Origin of the sequence: Microlunatus spumicola (assembly GCF_039536445.1) — a bacterium.
Taxonomy (GTDB): Bacteria; Actinomycetota; Actinomycetes; order Propionibacteriales; family Propionibacteriaceae; genus Microlunatus; species Microlunatus spumicola.
Map to the genome: position 1 here is coordinate 69,569 of NZ_BAAAYR010000001.1, position 17,205 is coordinate 86,773.

Annotated in this window: 16 protein-coding genes; 10 read left to right on the forward strand and 6 right to left on the reverse strand. The window is 74.1% G+C overall.

Translation table 11 applies throughout. The features are described 5' to 3' along the window. Nucleotides 1–436 (forward strand): (2Fe-2S) ferredoxin domain-containing protein (locus ABD665_RS00305; protein WP_344740636.1); only part of this gene is annotated, 436 nt, incomplete at its 5' end. A gap of 70 nt (nt 437–506) precedes the next feature. Here the strand turns inward: ABD665_RS00305 and ABD665_RS00310 are convergent. Then, on the reverse strand, nt 507–2,099 hold the full coding sequence (locus ABD665_RS00310) for a N,N-dimethylformamidase beta subunit family domain-containing protein (RefSeq protein WP_204912762.1): 1,593 nt from the start codon (nt 2,097–2,099) through the stop codon (nt 507–509). A gap of 265 nt (nt 2,100–2,364) precedes the next feature. Next, complete coding sequence (locus ABD665_RS00315) at nt 2,365–3,090, reverse strand: FCD domain-containing protein (RefSeq protein WP_204912761.1); 726 nt, start codon at nt 3,088–3,090, stop codon at nt 2,365–2,367. A gap of 110 nt (nt 3,091–3,200) precedes the next feature. On the opposite strand from ABD665_RS00315, the gene ABD665_RS00320 reads away from it, so the two are divergent. Genes ABD665_RS00320 through ABD665_RS00335 form a run of 4 tightly spaced genes read left to right on the forward strand, consistent with a single transcriptional unit; the run spans nt 3,201 to nt 7,437 of the window. Then, nucleotides 3,201–4,460: an extracellular solute-binding protein gene (locus tag ABD665_RS00320; RefSeq protein WP_204912760.1), complete on the forward strand. Its 1,260-nt coding sequence runs from the start codon at nt 3,201–3,203 to the stop codon at nt 4,458–4,460. A 1-nt stretch (nt 4,461) separates the two neighbouring features. Continuing rightward, nucleotides 4,462–5,382: an ABC transporter permease subunit gene (locus tag ABD665_RS00325; protein ID WP_204912759.1), complete on the forward strand. Its 921-nt coding sequence runs from the start codon at nt 4,462–4,464 to the stop codon at nt 5,380–5,382. Further along, nucleotides 5,382–6,212 carry an ABC transporter permease subunit gene (locus tag ABD665_RS00330; RefSeq protein WP_204912758.1) on the forward strand — a complete coding sequence of 277 codons (831 nt, stop codon included), beginning with the start codon at nt 5,382–5,384 and terminating at the stop codon, nt 6,210–6,212. Before ABD665_RS00325 ends, ABD665_RS00330 begins: the two co-directional genes overlap by 1 nt. A gap of 7 nt (nt 6,213–6,219) precedes the next feature. Continuing rightward, on the forward strand, nt 6,220–7,437 hold the full coding sequence (locus tag ABD665_RS00335; protein WP_204912757.1) for an enolase C-terminal domain-like protein: 1,218 nt from the start codon (nt 6,220–6,222) through the stop codon (nt 7,435–7,437). Nucleotides 7,438–7,467: 30 nt separating this feature from the next. On the opposite strand, the gene ABD665_RS00340 is transcribed toward ABD665_RS00335, so the two are convergent. Beyond that, a complete protein-coding gene (locus tag ABD665_RS00340) occupies nt 7,468–8,169 on the reverse strand; it encodes a DUF1028 domain-containing protein (RefSeq protein ID WP_204912756.1) in 702 nt (233 codons plus the stop codon). Nucleotides 8,170–8,721: 552 nt separating this feature from the next. On the opposite strand from ABD665_RS00340, the gene ABD665_RS00345 reads away from it, so the two are divergent. The 3 genes from ABD665_RS00345 to ABD665_RS00355 all read left to right on the forward strand — a co-directional run bounded on the left by ABD665_RS00345 (nt 8,722) and on the right by ABD665_RS00355 (nt 12,875). Next, nucleotides 8,722–10,341 carry a GAF domain-containing protein gene (locus ABD665_RS00345; RefSeq protein ID WP_204912755.1) on the forward strand — a complete coding sequence of 540 codons (1,620 nt, stop codon included), beginning with the start codon at nt 8,722–8,724 and terminating at the stop codon, nt 10,339–10,341. Next, complete coding sequence (locus ABD665_RS00350) at nt 10,320–11,000, forward strand: response regulator (protein WP_344740646.1); 681 nt, start codon at nt 10,320–10,322, stop codon at nt 10,998–11,000. The genes ABD665_RS00345 and ABD665_RS00350 overlap by 22 nt, the downstream gene beginning before the upstream one ends. A gap of 318 nt (nt 11,001–11,318) precedes the next feature. Next, nucleotides 11,319–12,875, forward strand: coding sequence for a GAF domain-containing protein (locus ABD665_RS00355; RefSeq protein WP_204912754.1), 1,557 nt, complete (start codon nt 11,319–11,321; stop codon nt 12,873–12,875). 31 nt (nt 12,876–12,906) lie between these two features. On the opposite strand, the gene ABD665_RS00360 is transcribed toward ABD665_RS00355, so the two are convergent. After that, the gene (locus ABD665_RS00360) at nt 12,907–13,038 is read right to left on the reverse strand and encodes a hypothetical protein (protein ID WP_344740649.1); all 132 of its coding nucleotides are present in this window, start codon (nt 13,036–13,038) and stop codon (nt 12,907–12,909) included. 472 nt (nt 13,039–13,510) lie between these two features. Here ABD665_RS00360 and ABD665_RS00365 point away from each other — a divergent pair, with 472 nt between their 5' ends. Both ABD665_RS00365 and ABD665_RS00370 read left to right on the forward strand, forming a co-directional pair. Next, nucleotides 13,511–14,002 carry a universal stress protein gene (locus ABD665_RS00365; RefSeq protein WP_204912753.1) on the forward strand — a complete coding sequence of 164 codons (492 nt, stop codon included), beginning with the start codon at nt 13,511–13,513 and terminating at the stop codon, nt 14,000–14,002. 41 nt (nt 14,003–14,043) lie between these two features. Continuing rightward, a complete protein-coding gene (locus tag ABD665_RS00370; RefSeq protein ID WP_204912752.1) occupies nt 14,044–14,952 on the forward strand; it encodes a universal stress protein in 909 nt (302 codons plus the stop codon). Nucleotides 14,953–14,964: 12 nt separating this feature from the next. Here the strand turns inward: ABD665_RS00370 and ABD665_RS00375 are convergent, their stop codons facing one another. Both ABD665_RS00375 and ABD665_RS00380 read right to left on the reverse strand, forming a co-directional pair. Continuing rightward, complete coding sequence (locus ABD665_RS00375) at nt 14,965–15,816, reverse strand: glycosyltransferase (RefSeq protein ID WP_204912751.1); 852 nt, start codon at nt 15,814–15,816, stop codon at nt 14,965–14,967. Then, nucleotides 15,813–17,195, reverse strand: coding sequence for a D-arabinono-1,4-lactone oxidase (locus ABD665_RS00380; protein WP_204912750.1), 1,383 nt, complete (start codon nt 17,193–17,195; stop codon nt 15,813–15,815). Before ABD665_RS00380 ends, ABD665_RS00375 begins: the two co-directional genes overlap by 4 nt. Nucleotides 17,196–17,205: the final 10 nt, after the last annotated feature.

Here is a 17,205-nt window from a genome sequence, read left to right on the forward strand (position 1 = left end):
TTCCATGGCCAAGCGCACACCGAAGAACCGTCGCCGGCCTCGCGAGGTCGCGTCCGACCGACCCGTCGTCGTGGTCTGCCGCGGCGGTGACTGCGGCAACCGGACCAAGCACCCCGGCTTCGACCACGTCGCGCAGCTGCGCCGGATCCGCCTGGACCTCGACGGCGTCGCCGACGTGGTCTCGAGCAGCTGCCTCGACGCCTGCGACCACTCGAACGTGGTCGTCGTCCTTCCCGGGGAGGACGGCAGGGCCGCGGGCGCCGACCCCGTGTGGATCGGTCGGGCCAACGACGCCGACACCACCGCCGACATCGTCGGCTGGGTCGAGGACGGCGGGCCCGGGACGGCTCACGAACCCACGCTGGTCGCGATCAACGCCTTCCGGCCCAATCGGCTCAACCGGCACGAGCTCGAGGAAGCCGTCGGTACCGGCTGACGCCGTCGACCACGACGACACCCCCGCCTCCGTGCGGGACGAGCCGTCGCCGCCACGTCGTGCCGTCCGGTCAGCCGTGGGCCGGGTGGGCCCGGCCCGCCTTGCGGGCGGCGAAGGCACGGAGGACGTTCGTGGTGATGCGCTCCTCCAGCTTCCGGCTGCGTTCCCCGCGGCTGCCGGTCAGCCCGACGACCCAGCTCATCGTGCCCACGTCGAAGACGCCGGCCCCCGAACTTGTCGAGTAGTAGGTGGCGTCGGCGTGCGTGTAGGGGCCGCAGTAGACCGGTGACCGGAAGACGACGTCGAGCGGGTGCGGGGCGGGCATCCCCGGGACGACGGCATCGAACTCAGGGCCCAGGACGTCCGGGATCGTGTCGCCCATGCCCAGCCCGGTGCCGGCCAGGAGCCAGCTGGACGGGTCGAACACGACCAGCGCACCGGCCCCCGGGAAGCAGGCGTACGACTCCCCGACGAGGCTGCTCTCCGGGTCGGGGCTGGGGTTCGCGGGCCAGTCCGCGGTGGTCTGGCGGGGGTGGGTCCGGCTCACCGGGTCCTCCGCGGGGTCCTTGTAGTTCACCTCCAGCCGGTAGCGGCCGAGGGCGGTGGACTGGAGCCGGATCCTGCGGAAGACGGCGTTCGCCCCGAGGAACGCGAGGTTGGTGCCCTTGTCCCGCGCGGCCGTCAGGTTGGCGCGCATCCTGACCGAGTAGTACTCGTCGTGGCCCATCGACACGACCCCGGCGGCCCCGTCGAGCAGGTGCCTGTCCCGCTCGAGGTCGATGTCGTCGGCGTAGGCGAGCGGCAGCCTCAGCCGTTCGGCCAGCGCCACGACCGGGAGCATCCGGTTCAGGAACTCGCCGGCGCCCTTCCCGTAGGCGTAGGGCCGGTCGAAGGTGACCGCGCGGGCGCGACGGGCGGAGTCGCTCTTGCTCGTCGGGCCCCAGTACAGGTTGCGCCCGCCCCAGTCGTTGTACGCCTGCCAGGTGGTGTCGGGGGCCAGCAGCACGAGGCGCCCGCGCGTGCTCGGCGAACGCACGGTCAGGGGGACGTAGCTGGCGTGGTGCGAGACCTCGAGCCGGATCAGGTAGCTGCCGGGCCGCCAGCCGGCGGTCGAGACCGAGAGCGACCGGTGCCAGTCCGCGACCGGGGTCGAGGTCGAGCCCGAGGTGCGGGCACGGGCCTGCCTCGTGCCCTGGTGCCAGCCGCTCCGCCAGACCGACGCACCCTGCTTGCCCCCGTACCAGCCCATCCGGTACGCGGTGGCGCGCCACCGGTCCGCCGAGGTCGAGACGAAGAGCTGCACGCGACGACCGGGGGCGACGCTGCTCTGGTCCGCGTAGCCCTCGACGGGCGGCGACGGACGGGTGCCCGGCGACCTCCCGAAGTCCGGGCTCGGGTCGGACGTGATGCGCCAGCCCCGGTCGGGCTTCTCGGCGACGTACCGCGGGGTCGCCGGGGGCTGCGGCGAAGGCGGCACGGTCGGACCGGAGGAGGGCCCCGGTGCTGTCGCCGTGACGGCGGGGGGCGTGTCCGTCGGGCGGTCCTGTGGCGGGACCGTGCCGCAGCCGCCGACCAGGAGGGCGACCGCCAGGAGCGACGCCGGCAGCACGCGGCGCGGCCGGCCGGAAGCAGTCCGGGCGGCCACCGCGTTGACCTTCGTCACCAGCGCCAGCCCCCTCGCAGGTCCGGGCCGAGGACGGGTCGGACGACCTCGGGCCGTCGACCCAGCCGCAGTCTAGGCACGGTGCACACGCGCTGACCCGTCCTCCGCCCGCCTGTCGCGGACGCAGGTCGCGCCGCCGGCGGCGTGCCGTGCCGGGGTGCGCATCCCTCCGAGGGGTGGTCGGTCGGGCGGCCCGTGGGGACTCGCGTCCGCGCGCTCCCACGACCCCCGCTCGACGAGCGTGGCCGCTCCCGCCGGTCGCGGGTCAGAGGGGGCGCTCGACCTCGAACGGCGGCTCGCCGGAGCGGAGGTCCTCGTCGGAGTCCCGGAGGGCGTAGCGCATGGCGGCCTCCGCGGCTCCCGGGTCGGTGGCCCGGACGGCGTCGAGCACGGCCCGGTGGTCGGGCACCGGGTCCATCCAGCCCGCCCCGGGGTGGTGCTGGATCCGGTTCCGGGCCTCGAGGGCGTGCGTGACGACCATGTCGAGACGGGCGTAGAGCTCGTTGTGGGTCGCCTTGAGCAGCAGCAGGTGGAACTCCAGGTCCGCGGCTGCGAGCTTGTCGACGTCGCGGCCGGCGGCGGCGAAGGCGGCAAACGCTGCGTCGAGGGCGACGAGGTCCTCGTCGGTGCGGCGGATCGCGGCCAGCCGGGCGGCGGCCGGCTCGATCGCGTCGCGCAGCTCGGAGAGGTCGGCCAGCAGCCGGTCGTCCTCCCGGCGTGCCTCGCGGCGCCACATCATGACGTCGCTGTCGAGCAGGCTCCAGGCGTCGCGCTCCCGGACGAACGTGCCCCGCTTGGGTCGCGAGTCGACCAGGCCCTTGGCCCCTAGGACCTTGAGGGCCTCCCGGATGACGGTCTTGCTGACGCCGAACTCGGGCTCGAGGGCGTCGATGTCGATCACCGAGCCCGGCGGGTAGTCGCTGCGGATGATCCGCAGGCCCAGCGCGGAGACGACCTCGCCGTGCAGGCCGCGCCCCGGGTACACAGCCACGCCCTGACCGTAGCGCAGGTGCACCTCGCCGACGCCCCGAACGCTTGCCACTCTTCATTAATTAGTATTTTATGGAGGTTCTGACCTGGAGCTTACGAAGGAGTAACCCAATGGCTTTCCCGCACCCCCGCCGTTCCCCTCTGGCGGCTGTCGCCCTGGCCCTCGCGGCCGGGTTGAGCCTGACCGCCTGCGGAGGCTCGGCCGGCTCCGACGACGGCGGTGACGGCGGACCCGTCACGGTCACCTTCGCGGCCTCGACGTTCGGCGACCCCGGTCTCGGCCCGCGCCTCACCGCGCTCGTCGACACGTACAACGCCAGCCAGACGGCGGTGAAGATCGAGCCGGCCGCCGTGCCGTTCCCGACCTTCGGGCAGACCGTCCTGACCCAGATGGGCGGGGGCGAGGGGCCGGACCTGGTGCGCTTCGACATGCCCGAGTTCACGGCGGCCGCCGACGCGGACCTGCTGGAGCCGCTCGACGAGCGGGTGAAGACCGACGGCCTGCAGCTCCAGCCGGGTCCCGACCAGTACATGAAGCTGGAGGGCAAGCGCTACGGGATCGTCTTCGACACGTCCAACTACGTCATGTACTACAACACCGAGCTGGTGAAGACGCCGCCGAAGACCTTCGACGAGTTCATGAAGACCGCGAAGGCCACGACCAAGGGCGACGTGTACGGGCTGGCGTTCCGGCAGACGCAGGCCGAGGAGAACGGCGTCTGGCAGGACATCTTCAACTACGTCTACGGCTTCGGGGGCCAGTGGTCCGACGGCACGAACCTGACCCTGAACAAGGCCGAGAACGTCAAGGGCCTCGAGGCGTACCAGTCGCTGTACGACGCCGGGGTCATCCCCAAGGGCGCCGACGCGGCGACGTTCCGCAAGATGTTCGCCCAGAACAAGGTGGGCATGGAGCTGAACAACGGCGGCTACCTCGTGGCCACGCGCGGCACGAACCCCGACCTCAAGTTCAGCGTCGCCCCGATCCCTTTCCCGGTCCGCGCGCAGGGCGCGATCATGGCGCCGATCGTGATCAACGCGAACAGCGAGCACAAGGACCAGGCCACCGCGTTCATCGACTGGGTGCTCAAGAGCGAGAACCAGACGGCGCTGCAGGAGGCCCTGGGCGCCTCGAGCGTCGCGACGGTGACCCAGCGCAGCGCCAAGCAGCTGGAGGAGACGCCCTTCCTGCCCGTCTACGACGGGCTGACGAACTCCAGCGCGCCGCAGATCGTCGTCGGCTTCGGGCCGAAGACCGCGGACATCCGCAAGATCGTCGTCACCCAGGTGATCGCGGCCCTGCAGGGGCAGCAGAGCATGCAGCAGGCGATGGACAAGGCGCAGGACGAAGCGCTGAAGATCGTCGGCTGAGGTGGCTGACGCCGGCCTCGTGGCCCCCCGGCCACGGCGCGGCGCGCTGGGGAGCAGGAGCACGCCCTACCTGTTCCTGCTCCCGGCGGCCGTCTACATCGTCCTGTTCCAGGCCGTCCCGCTGGTGCAGGAGGTCTACCTCAGCTTCACCCGGACCAACCTGCTGAACCCGACCCGCAGCACCTGGGTGGGGCTGGCCAACTACGCGCGGATCTTCGCCAGCGCAGACTTCCAGCAGACCTTGGTGACCACGCTCGTGTACGTCCTCGCCTGCGTCGTCGGCGCCGTGGGGTCCGGCCTGGTGGTGGCGCTGCTGCTGAACGGCCGGTTCCCCGGTCGCGGGGTCGCCCGCGCTCTGGTCACCATCCCGTGGGCGGCACCGGGCATCGCCACGGCCCTCATCGCCACCTGGATGCTCAACGCCCAGTACGGCGTGCTGACCCGTGCGCTCCGCGCCGTCGGCGTGGACGTGGGGGAGAGCGGCATCCTCGACAACCCGCGCCTGGCGCTGGTCGCCATCCTCGTGACCACGGTCTGGCAGCTCTTCCCCTTCGTCTCCGTCGTCATCCTGTCGGCCCTGCAGGCGGTGCCCGCCGAGCTCGTGGAGGCCGCCCGGGTCGACGGGGCCCGCGGCGGGTGGATCTTCCTGGCGGTGACCTGGCCGGTCATCCGTCCCACGGTCGGGCTGGTCGCGCTGCTGATGACCATCTGGTCGCTGCGGCGCTTCGAGCTGATCTGGCTCATGACCCGCGGCGGCCCGCTCGGCCGGACGCGGACCCTCGTCATCGACCTCTACTCGCAGGCCTTCGACTCCAAGCAGCTCGGCGCAGCCGCGGCGGTGGGCATGGTCGGCATCGTGATCGCGCTGATCGTGGTCGCCGGCAGCCGGGCCGTCGCCCGCGCCGCGGAGCGGACCGCGTGATGCGCCGCCTCCACCTCGGCGTGACCGGCCGGGTGCTCGCCGTCCTGGTCGTCCTCGGCGTCGCGGTCTTCCCGATCTACTGGATGCTCACGACCGCCCTCACGAGCGACGCGGACCTCTTCGCGCCCCGCACCCGGCTCGTCCCCGACCTGGGACAGCTCGACGTCTTCGTCGACGCGCTCACGGAGGGCCGGACGCTCACCTGGCTCGCCAACAGCACCGTCGTCGCGATCGGCACGACCGTGCTGGCGATCGCGCTCGGGATCCCCCTGGCGTACGCGCTGTCCCGGTTCTCCTTCGTCGGCAAGAGCCTCGTCGGGCTGCTGCTGCTGATGACGCAGATGCTGCCCGAGGCGCTGATGGTCGTGCCGCTGTTCTCCCTCTACCGGCGATTCGACCTGCTCGACTCCCTCGGCGGTCTGGTGCTGGCCAACGCCGCCTTCGTCCTGCCGATCGTCGCGCTGGTGCTCAAGGGCGCCATCGACGGCATCCCGCGGGAGCTGGAGGAGGCGGCCCGAGTCGACGGCTGCGGACCCTTCGCGGTCCTGACCCGGATCAACCTCCCGATCATGACGCCGTCGATCGCGGCGGCCGCCGTCATCGCCTTCTTCCACGCGTGGAACGAGTACGTCTTCGCGGTCACGTTCATCTTCGACAAGGGCCTGCAGCCCGCGTCGGTGGGGCTGGCCGGCTTCGTCGGGGAGCAGGGCACGGCCATCCAGACGGTGATGGCCGTGGCGTTCATGTTCACGCTGCCGGCCGTCGCCTTCTACCTCTTCGCCCAGAAGTACGTCGTCTCCGGCATGACCGCCGGCGCGGTCAAAGGATAGGAACCCCATGAAGATCATCTCGCTCGACACGGTGACCGTCGACTTCTACCGGACCAACCTCGTGTTCCTGCGGCTGGTGACCGACGAGGGGCTGACGGGCGTCGCCGAGGCGACCCTCGAGGGTCAGGAGCTGGCCGTGCAGGGCGCGGTGCGCGTCCTCGAGCAGGCGGTGGTCGGCAAGGACCCGACCCGGATCACCCAGCTCGTCTACGAGGTGGCCCGGGACGCGTACTGGCGCGGCGGACCGGTCACGGGCACCGCGCTGAGCGCGCTCGAGATGGCGCTCTGGGACGTGTCGTCCCGAGCGCTCGGCGTGCCGGTGCACCGCATGCTCGGCGGCGCGATCCGGGACCGGGTGCGGGCGTACGCGAACGGCTGGTTCTCCGGGGCTGCCCGTCCCGAGGACTTCGCCGACGCGGCGGTGGCCACGGTGGGGGCGGGGTTCCGCGGGCTCAAGTGGGACCCGTTCGAGGCGGCCGACCTCTACGTGACGGACCGGGACCTCGACCGGATGCTCGAGTCCGTGGCCGCCGTCCGCGACGCGGTGGGCAGCGACGTCGAGCTGTTCGTCGAGGGTCACGGCCGCTTCGACGTGCCGACGGCGATCCGCGTCGCCCGGCGCCTCGAGCAGTTCAACCCGGTGTTCTTCGAGGAGCCCTGCCCGCCGGAGGGGATCGACGCCATGATCGAGATCCGCCGGCACTCCCCGGTCGCGATCGCGGCCGGTGAGCGCTGGTACGGCCGCCAGGGCTTCGTCCCGGCGCTGGAGCGGGGCGCGGTCGACTTCGTCCAGCCCGACGTGACGCACGCCGGCGGCCTGCTCGAGCTGTCCTTCATCTCGACCCTCGCCGCGCACCACTTCGTGCCGTTCGCGCCCCACAACCCCAGCGGCCCGCTGAGCACCGCCGCCACGCTCCAGCTCGGGGCGACGCTGCCGAACTTCCGCTACCTGGAGATCATGGCCGTCGACGTCCCGTGGCGCGCCGACGTGTCGAACGAGGACCTCGTCCTGACGCCCGAGGGCGACGTGATGATCCCGGACGGCGTCGGGCTCGGGATCGACCTCGACCTCGACGCGATCGCCGAGCACCCTTACGTGCCGCACCCCATGGCCCTGTTCCGGGACACGGTCGCCGACATCCGCCCGCCGGACGCGTGCTCGTACTTCAACCGCACGCCGGGGTCCGGCCCGGCCCTGACCGCCGACGACCTGCTGGCCTCCTAGCCGGCGGTCGTCGGACCCGGCCCCTCGGGTTCAGCGGGTGGTCGGGCTGCCGAGCTCCAGCCACTCCTCCGGGGTGACCTCGGGGTGGTCGAGCCAGTAATCGGCGTAGTAGTCGACCAGCGGCGCGAAGTCGTCGAAGGTCCGCCGCAGCTCGCGGATGGCGTCGCCGCCGACCGGGGCCACGTCGACGCGCAGGTCGAGCAGCGGGCGCGGCGAGGCGGGACCGGCGACGACGATCGTCGACGACAGGTGCTGGACGCCCTCGCCGCCCGCGTCGAGCCCGGCCTCCACGGCCAGCAGCAGCCGCTCCGCGAACGCGTGGTCGCCGCTGCCCTCGTAGCTCGCGGACATGGCGTCGAGGACCTGCTGGCCGACGAGCAGGTTGCCCATCACGGCGAAGCCGTCGCCGGTCAGGTGAGAGGCGTACGGGCCGCAGCGGGGGCCCGTGTGCGCGGCGACGCGGCCGTCGGGGGTGACGATGCCGAGCTGGCGGTAGTCGAAGTGCGCGTCGGTCGTGCCCAGCGCCGTGACCACGGCGGCCGGCTCGAGCCCGCTCTCGACCAGGTCGAGCGCGCGGCGGCCGAGGCGCCAGTCGCTGTGGCTCTGGGAGCCGATCGCGGCGACGCGCGAGCGGACGTGGGTGCAGCGCGACGCCACGCCCATGGCGCTGGTGCCCTGGCACAGGCCGACGGTGCCGGTCGCGGGGTCGTGGGCGACGATCGTGAAGGTCATGGGTGTCCTCTGCTCGACGGGGGGTCGGACCTGCGTGGGGAGGTGACGGCACCGTCACCCGGCAGGCGGCCTGCGTTCGCGCCGGTACGGCGCGCGGCCGGGCGCGACCTCGACGAGGCGCTGCGGCTCGCCCGGATGCTAGCGGAGGTGGCGCGCCGGTCCCGGTCCGTCCGCCGGGGTCCGACGGACGCGCTCGGGCCTCACCCGGTCCGCCCGGCCGTACGTCCTCACCGCTCGTTCCCACCGCCCGTCCGGGACCAAGGTCCCTGGCGGGCGGGCGCGTACCGGGGTTGGCTGGTGCCGCGTCACCGACCGCAGGTGAAGGTGCTGGGAGCACCGGCGGGAGGGCAGCCAGCACGTCGGTGACGCGTCTCCGGGGTGGTCGGCCGGAACCGGGGGACCGGCCGCCACCCCGGGGCGGGACGCCTGCACCGCGAGCGCCCCGCGTACCGGGTCCCGCGCTCGCGTCGTGGACCTTCCGCCAGGGGAGCCACGGCCCGGAGGACGAGCCCCCCGACGTCGCGGGCCACGACCAGGCAGGAGCCGGTGCGGGTGGCCGAGACCGATCGCGCTCAGCACCGGCTCGAGGTCCTCGTGCGGGCCAACCGGGCGATCCTGGGCGAGCTGTCGCTCACCACGGTGCTGCGCCAGATCGTGGAGTCGGCCCGCGAGCTCGTCGGCGCGCGCTACGCGGCGCTGGGGGTGCTCGGTCCGGACGGCGGGCTGGCGGAGTTCGTCCACGTCGGCATGGACGAGGAGACGGTGCGGCGCATCGGCCGGCTCCCGCGCGGCCTGGGGCTGCTCGGGGTGCTCGTCGACGACCCGCGGCCCCTGCGCGTGGACCGGATCTCCGACGACCCGCGCAGCGTGGGCCCGCCGGCGCACCTGCCGTCCATGGAGACGTTCCTGGGGGTGCCGGTCAAGGTGCGCGACGTGGTCTACGGGAACCTCTACCTGACCGAGCGGCTCGACGGCGCCGTCTTCTCCGAGGAGGACCAGGCGACGCTCGAGGCGTTCGGCGTCTCGGCCGGGAACGCGATCGAGAACGCCCGGCTCTACGAGGAGACCCGTCGCCGGGAGCGCTGGGCGGAGGCCGCGGCGGCGGTCAGCTCGGTGCTGCTCGATCCGCGCAGCGGCGACCCGCTCGGCCTGATCGCCGAGACCGTGCTCCGGCTGACCGACGGGGACGTGATCACCGTCGTCGTCCCGACCGGGGACCGGACGTTCCGGGTCCGGCTGGCCCGGGGCACGGGGGCGGTCGGGCTGGAGGGCACGCTCTACCCGTCGAGCCGCTCGGTCGCCGCCCTCGCCCTCGAGACCGGGCGGGCCGTCCGGGTGGCGTCACGCGAGCAGGAGGGCGCGTTCGCGGTCCATCTCCGCGACCTCGTGGACGTCGGGCCCGTGCTCGCCCTGCCGCTGATCGGCTCGACGGGCTCGTACGGCGTGCTCATCGTGGGCCGGCTCACCGGCCGGCCGCCCTTCGCCGCGGGCGACCTCGACCTCGGCGAGTCCTTCGCGGCGCAGGCGGCGATCGCCACCGAGCTCGCGCAGGCCCGGGAGGCCCAGCAGCGGCTGGTCGTCCTGCAGGACCGCGAACGCATCGCCCGCGACCTGCACGACCACGTGATCCAGCGGCTCTTCGCCTCGGGCCTGACGCTCGAGGGCCTCGCGGGCGCGCAGACCCCGGCCGTCGCGGCCCGGCTCGTGTCGGTCGTCGACGGCATCGACGCCACGATCCGCCAGCTCCGCACGCTCATCTTCCGGCTGCAGACCGCCCCCGCCGGGCGCACCCTGCGCACCGCCGTGCTCGACGTGACCGCGGCGGCCGCCCCGGGTCTCGGCTTCGAGCCGGACGTGGGGTTCGAGGGGCCGGTCGACACGGTGGCGACCGACGGGGTCGTCGACGACGTGGCGCTGGTCTGCGAGGAGGCGCTGACGAACGTCGCCCGGCACGCGCGGGCCCAGCAGATCTCGCTGACGGTGACGGCCACGCCGGCCGCGCTCACGGTCGTCGTCACCGACGACGGCGTCGGCCCCGGCCCGGGCCGGCCCCGCGCCGGCGCCGGGCTGCGTGACCTGGCGACCCGCGCCCGGACCTACGGTGGCCGCAGCGAGCTGGGGACGGGCCCGGCCGGAGGGACGGAGCTGGTGTGGAGCATCCCGCTGAGCTGAGCCGGAGGATCCGGCTCTTCCTGCTCGACGACCACGAGATCGTCCGTCGCGGCTTCGCCGACCTCCTCTCGAGCGTCGACGACATCGAGGTCGTCGGCGAGGCGGCCACGGCCGCCCAGGCCCTCGCCCGCATCCCCGCCTGCCGGCCCGACGTGGCGGTGCTCGACGCCCGCCTCCCCGACGGCAGCGGGATCGACGTGTGCCGCGAGGTGCGGTCGCGCCACCCGGAGATCCGCTGCGTCATCCTCACGTCGTACGACGACGACGAGGCCCTCTTCGCCGCCGTGATGGCCGGCGCCTCGGGCTACCTGCTGAAGCAGATCCGCAGCTCGTCCCTGACCGACGCCATCCGTGCGGTGGCCGCCGGGCAGTCCCTGCTCGACCCCTCGGTGACGGGCAAGCTGCTCGAGCGGCTGCGGCGCCCGCCGGAGCCGGACCGCCGGCTGAGCGGGTTGACCGAGCGCGAGCGCGAGATCCTCGACCTGATCGCCGACGGGCTGTCCAACCGCGAGATCGGCCAGCGCCTCTTCCTCGCCGAGAAGACGGTGAAGAACTACGTGTCGAGCGTGCTGTCCAAGCTCGACCTGCAGCGCCGGACGCAGGCGGCGGTCCTCGCCACCGAGATCCGGCGGGGCGACGGCCGGTCCGGGCGCCCCTGAACGTCGGCCCCCGAGCCCGGTCCTGACGCGGGAGCCGGTCGGGACGAAAGTCCCTGGTCCGGCACCCGGCCGAACGGGTTGACTCGTCTCCGACAGCAGGGACCACGTCGGCCGAACCGTGTGCTGGGGGGTAACCCGGGAGGTGCGGGCCACCGCTGTCGCCGCGGTGGAGGGCGACCGCCCACCTGGTCGCCCTCCACCCGGCTGTCCGGGCGCGGGGACCCGGACCCCCCGTACGCGGCGTCCGTCCGGCGGGCCCGCCGTCGGGTGCGACGACAGCCCTGGTCAGGGGTGCCCGCGGTGTCTAGCCTCGTTGCTGTGGAGACCTCGCGTCCCGCACCGGGCACCTCACCGCCGCCAGACCTGGGCTCGGGCTCCGACGCGGGCGCGCAGCGTCGGCTCGAGCTGCTGGTGGAGGCCAACCGCGCGATCCTCGGCGAGCTGTCGCTGACGGCGGTGCTGCGCCAGATCGTGTCCTCGGCCCGCGAGCTGGTCGGGGCGCACCACGCCGCGCTGGAGGTGCTGGGTCCGGACGGCGAGCGGACCGGGCTCGTCCAGGTGGGGACGGACGGGGAGCCGACGGGTCCCGCGGGTGCGTCCCGGACGTCCCTCGCCGTGCCGGTCAAGGTGCGCGACGTGGTCTACGGCCACCTCCACGTCGCCGATCGCGCGGAGGGCGGCGACTTCGCCCCGGAGGACCGGACGACCCTCGAGGCGTTCGGCGTCTCGGCCGGCATCGCCATCGAGAACGCGCGCCTCTTCGAGGAGAGCGGCCGGCGCCAGCTCTGGGCGGAGGCGGCGGCCGCGGTCAGCTCGGCCCTGCTCGACCCGGGTGGGGGCACGGACCCGGTCGCGCTGATCGCCGACACCGTCCTCCGGCTCACCGGGGCGGACGCCGTCTCGGTCGTGGTCCCGGTCGACGGGCTCGACGCCTTCCGGGTGCGGCTGGCCCGCGGGGTCGGCGCAGAGGGGATCGAGGGTCTGGTCTACCCGGCCCGGCAGAGCGTGGCCGCGCTCGCGATCGCCACCGGTCGCGGGGTGCGGCTGCGGTCGCCGGAGGACGAGGCGTCGTTCTTCGTGCACCTGCGGCGGGCGCTCGACGTCGGCGCGGTGCTCGGCCTCCCGCTGCACGGGTCGGCGACCTCGCACGGCGCGCTGGTCGTCGCCCGGCTCCGCGGCCGACCGGCGTTCGACCGCAGCGACCTCGAGCTGGGGCAGTCGTTCGCCGCCCAGGCGGCGATCGCGATGGAGCTCGCCGAGGCGCGGGCGGCCCAGCAGCGGCTGGTCGTCCTGCAGGACCGAGAACGCATCGCGCGCGACCTGCACGACCACGTCATCCAGCGGCTGTTCGCCGCCGGGCTCACCCTCGAGGGCCTGGCCGGCTCGCTCGACGCCCCGGCGGCGGCCCGCCTGGTGTCGGTCGTGGAGGACCTGGACGTGACGATCCGGCAGATCCGCAACCTGATCTTCCGGCTCCAGCCGGTACCGACCGGCCGGACCCTGCGCTCGGCCGTGCTCGAGGTCGTGGCCGAGGCGGCCCCGGTGCTCGGGTCCGAGCCGGACGTCGCCTTCGTCGGGCCGGTCGACACCGTCGCCGACGAGGCGCTGGTGGACGACGTCGTGGCCGTCGTGCGGGAGGCGCTGAGCAACGTCGTCCGGCACGCCCGCGCCCGGCACGTCGCCCTCACCGTGTCGGCGACGGCCGCCGAGCTCGCCGTCGTGGTCTCCGACGACGGCCGCGGGGCGGGCGGCGTCGCCCGTCGCAGCGGCCTGGACAACCTGGCCCAGCGGGCCGCGCGGCACGGCGGCACCAGCGGGCTCTCGGCCGGGCCCACGGGCGGGACCGAGCTCCGCTGGGTGGTCCCGCTGCGCTGAGCCTCCGCCTCGGGAGCCGTCCCCGCCGTCGTCAGCCCCGCCGCCCCGCGGGGGCCAGCGGCTCGGTCCGCCCGGAGACGGCGTCCACGTCCAGGCAGACCAGCCAGCTGTGCAGGTCGGACGGCCACCGCTCGTCGGGCAGGGCGTCGAGCACGTCGCCCACCGGCTCGACCAGCCGTGCGCGCGCGCGACGACCTCGATGCGCTCGGCCGTCCGTCCGTCGATCCGGGCCGAGACGTCGAAGGTGACGCGACGGCCGCCCGCGAACTGCGCCGCCTCGTCGTAGGCGGGCACCCGGACGACGAGGGTCGAGTCCCGTACGGCGTAGGGCCGGACCACGTGCCGCGGACCCCGTCCGGTGAGGTAGCCGAGCCGGCCCTCCTCGTGCTCGCGCAGCTCCGTCCAGCACTCCTGGGCGCTCAGGGTGCGGAGCTGCGCCGCGGGTGGGCGCGGGGCGTCGGGGGCAGCGTTCGGCTCGAGGGGGGTCATGCGTCGATCCTCGTCGGCGGCACCCGGGCGCGCCAGGGGCCAAGGCGCCCGCAGGTCGGGACCTAGGTCCCGCCGGGGGCCGCCGTCCGACCCTTCCGGCACGTCCCGGCGGGGGCGACGCTGACCGGGAGCAGAAGGAGCCCGCCATGCCCCAGCCCACGATCGTGGTCGGCGTCGACGACTCGCCCGCGACGAGGGCCGCCCTGCGCTGGGCCGCCGACCTGGCCCGGTCGGGCGGCGGCACCCTCCGGGCGGTGCACGTGCTGCCGTGGCCGCCGGCGAGCGAGGTCTACGCCTGCTCGGTCATGGGGGACCCGGTGCAGCTCGACCCGGTCTGGCTCGAGGACCTCGAGCGGGAGGCCTGCCGGGCGGCGTTCGACGAGGTGACGCCCGAGCCCGGCTGGACGCTGGCCTTCGTGCACGGCCACGTCGGACGGACCCTCGTGCAGGAGGCGCACGACGCCCGCGCGCTCGTGCTCGGGACGCGCGCGCACCGCGGGCTCCCGCGCGTGCTGCACGGCTCGGTCGGTCACTACTGCCTCGACCACGCGTGCTGCCCGGTCGTCGCCGTCCCCACGCCGGCGCACCACCCGTCGTCGGGGCACGCGACGTCGGCACCGCGCGCGACGGTCGGCTAGGGACCGGGCGGCGCGGGACGACGGCGACGGCCGGGCGGGCCATGGGGCTCGGGCCCGCCGCCCAGCTGGTGGCGGTGGGCGTGGACGGCGGCGAGGAGGCCATGCCCGCCGCCCGCGCGGCGGCCCTGCTCGCCCGCGAGCGGGGCTGGGACCTGATGCTCGTGCACAGCCTCCAGGACGCTCCCGGCGTACGGGCAGGAGCCGCGGCCGGACGTCCGAGCCGTCCGCAGGAGAGCGGTGAGGCTGTTCTCGACCGGGTGCTCGCCGCCCTGCCGCCGGACCCGACGACGCGGGTCCACCGGGTCGTGTCGGGCGCCTCCGCGGTCGACGCGCTCCGGGCGGTGTCGGGCTACGTCTCCCTGCTGGTCCTCGGACAGGGCGACGACGGTGGCGGTGACCAGCTCGTGACCGGCCGGGTGGGTTCGGCGGTGGCGGCCGCCGCCCGCTGCCCGGTGCTGGTCGTCCGGCGGGGGACCGCTCCGGTCGACCTCGGGGGCCGACCGGTGCTCGTCGCGCTGGACGAGGAGACATCGCCGGAGGCGTCGCTGCGCTGCGCCTTCGACGAGGCCGTCCACCGGGGAGCGACGGTCGTGGTCCTGCACCCGCCGCTGGACGGGGACGGCGGGGACGACGGGGACGGGGACGAGGACGCGGGTCGACGGTTCGCCGACGCGCTGGCGGTGGTCCGGCGCGAGCGGCCCGCGGTCCGGGTCCGGACGGAGGAGGTCGACGGGGAGCCGGACGGCCGCCGGACGGACGGGCCGCTGCTCGCGTCGCTGGTCGTGGTCGGTCGACCGCACCCCGGGCTGCACGTGGCCTCGTGGTCGCGCGAGGTCGCCGGCCGGGTGCTCGCGGCGTCCGCGTGCCCGCTGCTCGTGGCCCCGTCGGACGACCCGCCCGCCGAGGTCAGCGGCGGCGGTCGCCGGGGTGCCCGGGAACGGCGACGCTGACCGGGCGGCGCCTCAGACCGTGGCGGGCACCGGGGCCGGCACGAGGTCGCCCGCGACGTCCCACCACTGCCGCTCCAGCTCGACGTAGCGGCTGGTGGGGTCGAGCGGCGACTCCCAGGGCTTGTCGATGATGAAGTGGATGTTCTTCACCGCCGCCGGGTCCCACAGCGCCGGGTGCTGGAACGGCAGCGTCTTGAGCGCGTTGTAGACGTACGGCAGCGCCACCCAGCGGTCGCGGAAGTGCTCGTTCAGGAAGTCCTGCTCGGCGAACACGTAGCGCGAGAGGTCCTCGACGGCCGCGAGCTCGCCCAGCAGGGCGTCGAAGATCGCGAGGTCGGGCCGGATCACGAGGATCCCGCCGTTGAAGTACGGGTCCGGGACCTCCACCTCGGGCTCGGGGCCCGCTCCGGCCAGGTAGGTGTACGCGCACCCGCCCGGCGTCCAGCTGTCCGGATAGCTGGCGATCCGATTGGGGTTGCAGCGGCAGGCGTGGCAGGCGGCGATCTCGTCGTCGTCCAGCGCGAGGTCGAACAGCTCGTCCATGTTCCGCGTGACGAGCATGTCCGCGTCGAGGACGACCAGGCGCTCGAACTCGGTCAGGCGCCAGACGCCGAGCTTGGTCCAGACCTCGGCGAAGCGCGCGTTGGCGTAATTGTCCTGCAGCCCGCTCGGCGGGCGGAGGGGCTCGACGTCACGCAGGAGGCACCCGTCGGCCTCCAGCAGCGCACGGTCGTCCGGCCCGATCCCGTCGGTCACGGCGACGACGAGCGGGTACGGGCTGCCGACCCGCTCGAGCGACGCCCGGAGCGCCCGCACCCCGACGACGTAGCCCGGGTGCGTCAGCAGCGCGGCCCAGGCCCTCACGCGAAGAGCTCGGCGGTGAAGGCGTTCTCGAAGCGCCGCTGCGGGTCGAGCGACGCGCGCACGCCGCGGAAGGAGCCCCACCGCGGGTAGAGCGTCGACCAGTCGTACAGCGTCTCGTCGAAGTACTTGCCCCAGTGCGGTCGCCCGCCCTCGTCGGCCAGGACCCGCTCCACCGCGCGCAGGAAGCTCACGCCCTCCTCGGCGAGCGAGCCGTCCTCGGCGTAGTAGACGACGAAGCCGAAGAAGCAGGTCTCCTGCCCGTACGAGGGGCTGAGCCAGGAGTCCGAGGCGCCCGTCGCCCGGAGGATGACGGGGTAGTGCATGTGCGGCCGGGTGGCGGCGTGCCACTCCTTGATGGCGGTGACGACCCGGCCGGCGCTCGCCAGCGGCACGGCGATCTCGACGTTGATCTGCGGGGTCGCGATGCCCCGGCAGAACACCTGGTAGACGTCGCCCGTCACGTCGGAGAAGTCCTTGAAGCGCTGCACGGTCTGGAACGGCTTGCCGTCCGCGTCCAGGATCTTGGTGTCGCCGCGCATGTGCTCGAGGGTGCGGTCGACCGTGGCGTTGAGCACCGCGTTCGTCGTCTTCTGCTCCAGCAGCACGCTGCCGCCGGACGTCCAGCGCTCGGACTCCGCGCCGTCGGCCTCCTGGGCCACCCAGACGTGGACCTGGTCCTGGTCGGGGAACCACCACGCCTTGCTCATGGCGTTCTCCCGGTTCCAGGTCAGCAGGTCCGTCTCGAGCGTCGCGGCGCTGGTGACGGCCTTCTGGCAGGCGTAGACCGGCGAGACGACGGTGCGCAGGGTGACCTGGGTGACGACGCCGAGCAGGCCGAGGCCCAGCTTGACCGCGCCGAACCAGGGGTGCTCGACGTCGAACTCCTGGACGGAGCCGTCCGCGAGGACCATCCGCACGGAGAGCGCGGCGTCGGGGATGCAGCTCTGCCCGAGCCCCTGGCCGTGGGTGCCGGTGGCGAGCGCGCCGGCGAGCGTCTGGCTGGAGATCACGCCGGGCGCCGCGGGGAGCATCCGGCCGTGGGCCGAGAGGCAGGCGTAGATCTCGCCCAGGGTGGTCGCGGCGGCGAACGTGGCCCGGTCCTCCCCGAGCTCGACCAGCCCGCGGAAGTGGCTGAGGTCGAGCAGGATGTCGCCCTGCGCCGCGAGGGCGAGCATGCGGCCCGGGGACATCCGGCTGCCGATGACGCGGACGCCGCCCTGGGTGGTGGCGAGCAGGGTGCGGAGCTCCTCCTCGTCGCGCGGAGCGCTGACGGAGGCGGCCGGGCCGAGCGTCGCGTTGCGGGCCCAGTTCCGGGTGCGGACGTCCTCGCCCGCCTGGTCCGGTTCACGGCGCGGGTAGGCCACGAGTTGACGTTCCATAGAGCAGCTC

Excerpts from the sequence above, each read along its gene's own strand:
- ABD665_RS00320 (WP_204912760.1), top strand. The coding sequence starts at position 3,201 with ATGGCTTTCCCGCACCCCCGCCGTTCCCCTCTGGCGGCTGTCGCCCTG.
- ABD665_RS00330 (WP_204912758.1), top strand. The coding sequence starts at position 5,382 with ATGCGCCGCCTCCACCTCGGCGTGACCGGCCGGGTGCTCGCCGTCCTG.
- ABD665_RS00335 (WP_204912757.1), top strand. The coding sequence starts at position 6,220 with ATGAAGATCATCTCGCTCGACACGGTGACCGTCGACTTCTACCGGACC.
- ABD665_RS00340 (WP_204912756.1), bottom strand. The coding sequence starts at position 8,169 with ATGACCTTCACGATCGTCGCCCACGACCCCGCGACCGGCACCGTCGGC.
- ABD665_RS00365 (WP_204912753.1), top strand. The coding sequence starts at position 13,511 with ATGCCCCAGCCCACGATCGTGGTCGGCGTCGACGACTCGCCCGCGACG.
- ABD665_RS00370 (WP_204912752.1), top strand. The coding sequence starts at position 14,044 with ATGGGGCTCGGGCCCGCCGCCCAGCTGGTGGCGGTGGGCGTGGACGGC.
- ABD665_RS00380 (WP_204912750.1), bottom strand. The coding sequence starts at position 17,195 with ATGGAACGTCAACTCGTGGCCTACCCGCGCCGTGAACCGGACCAGGCG.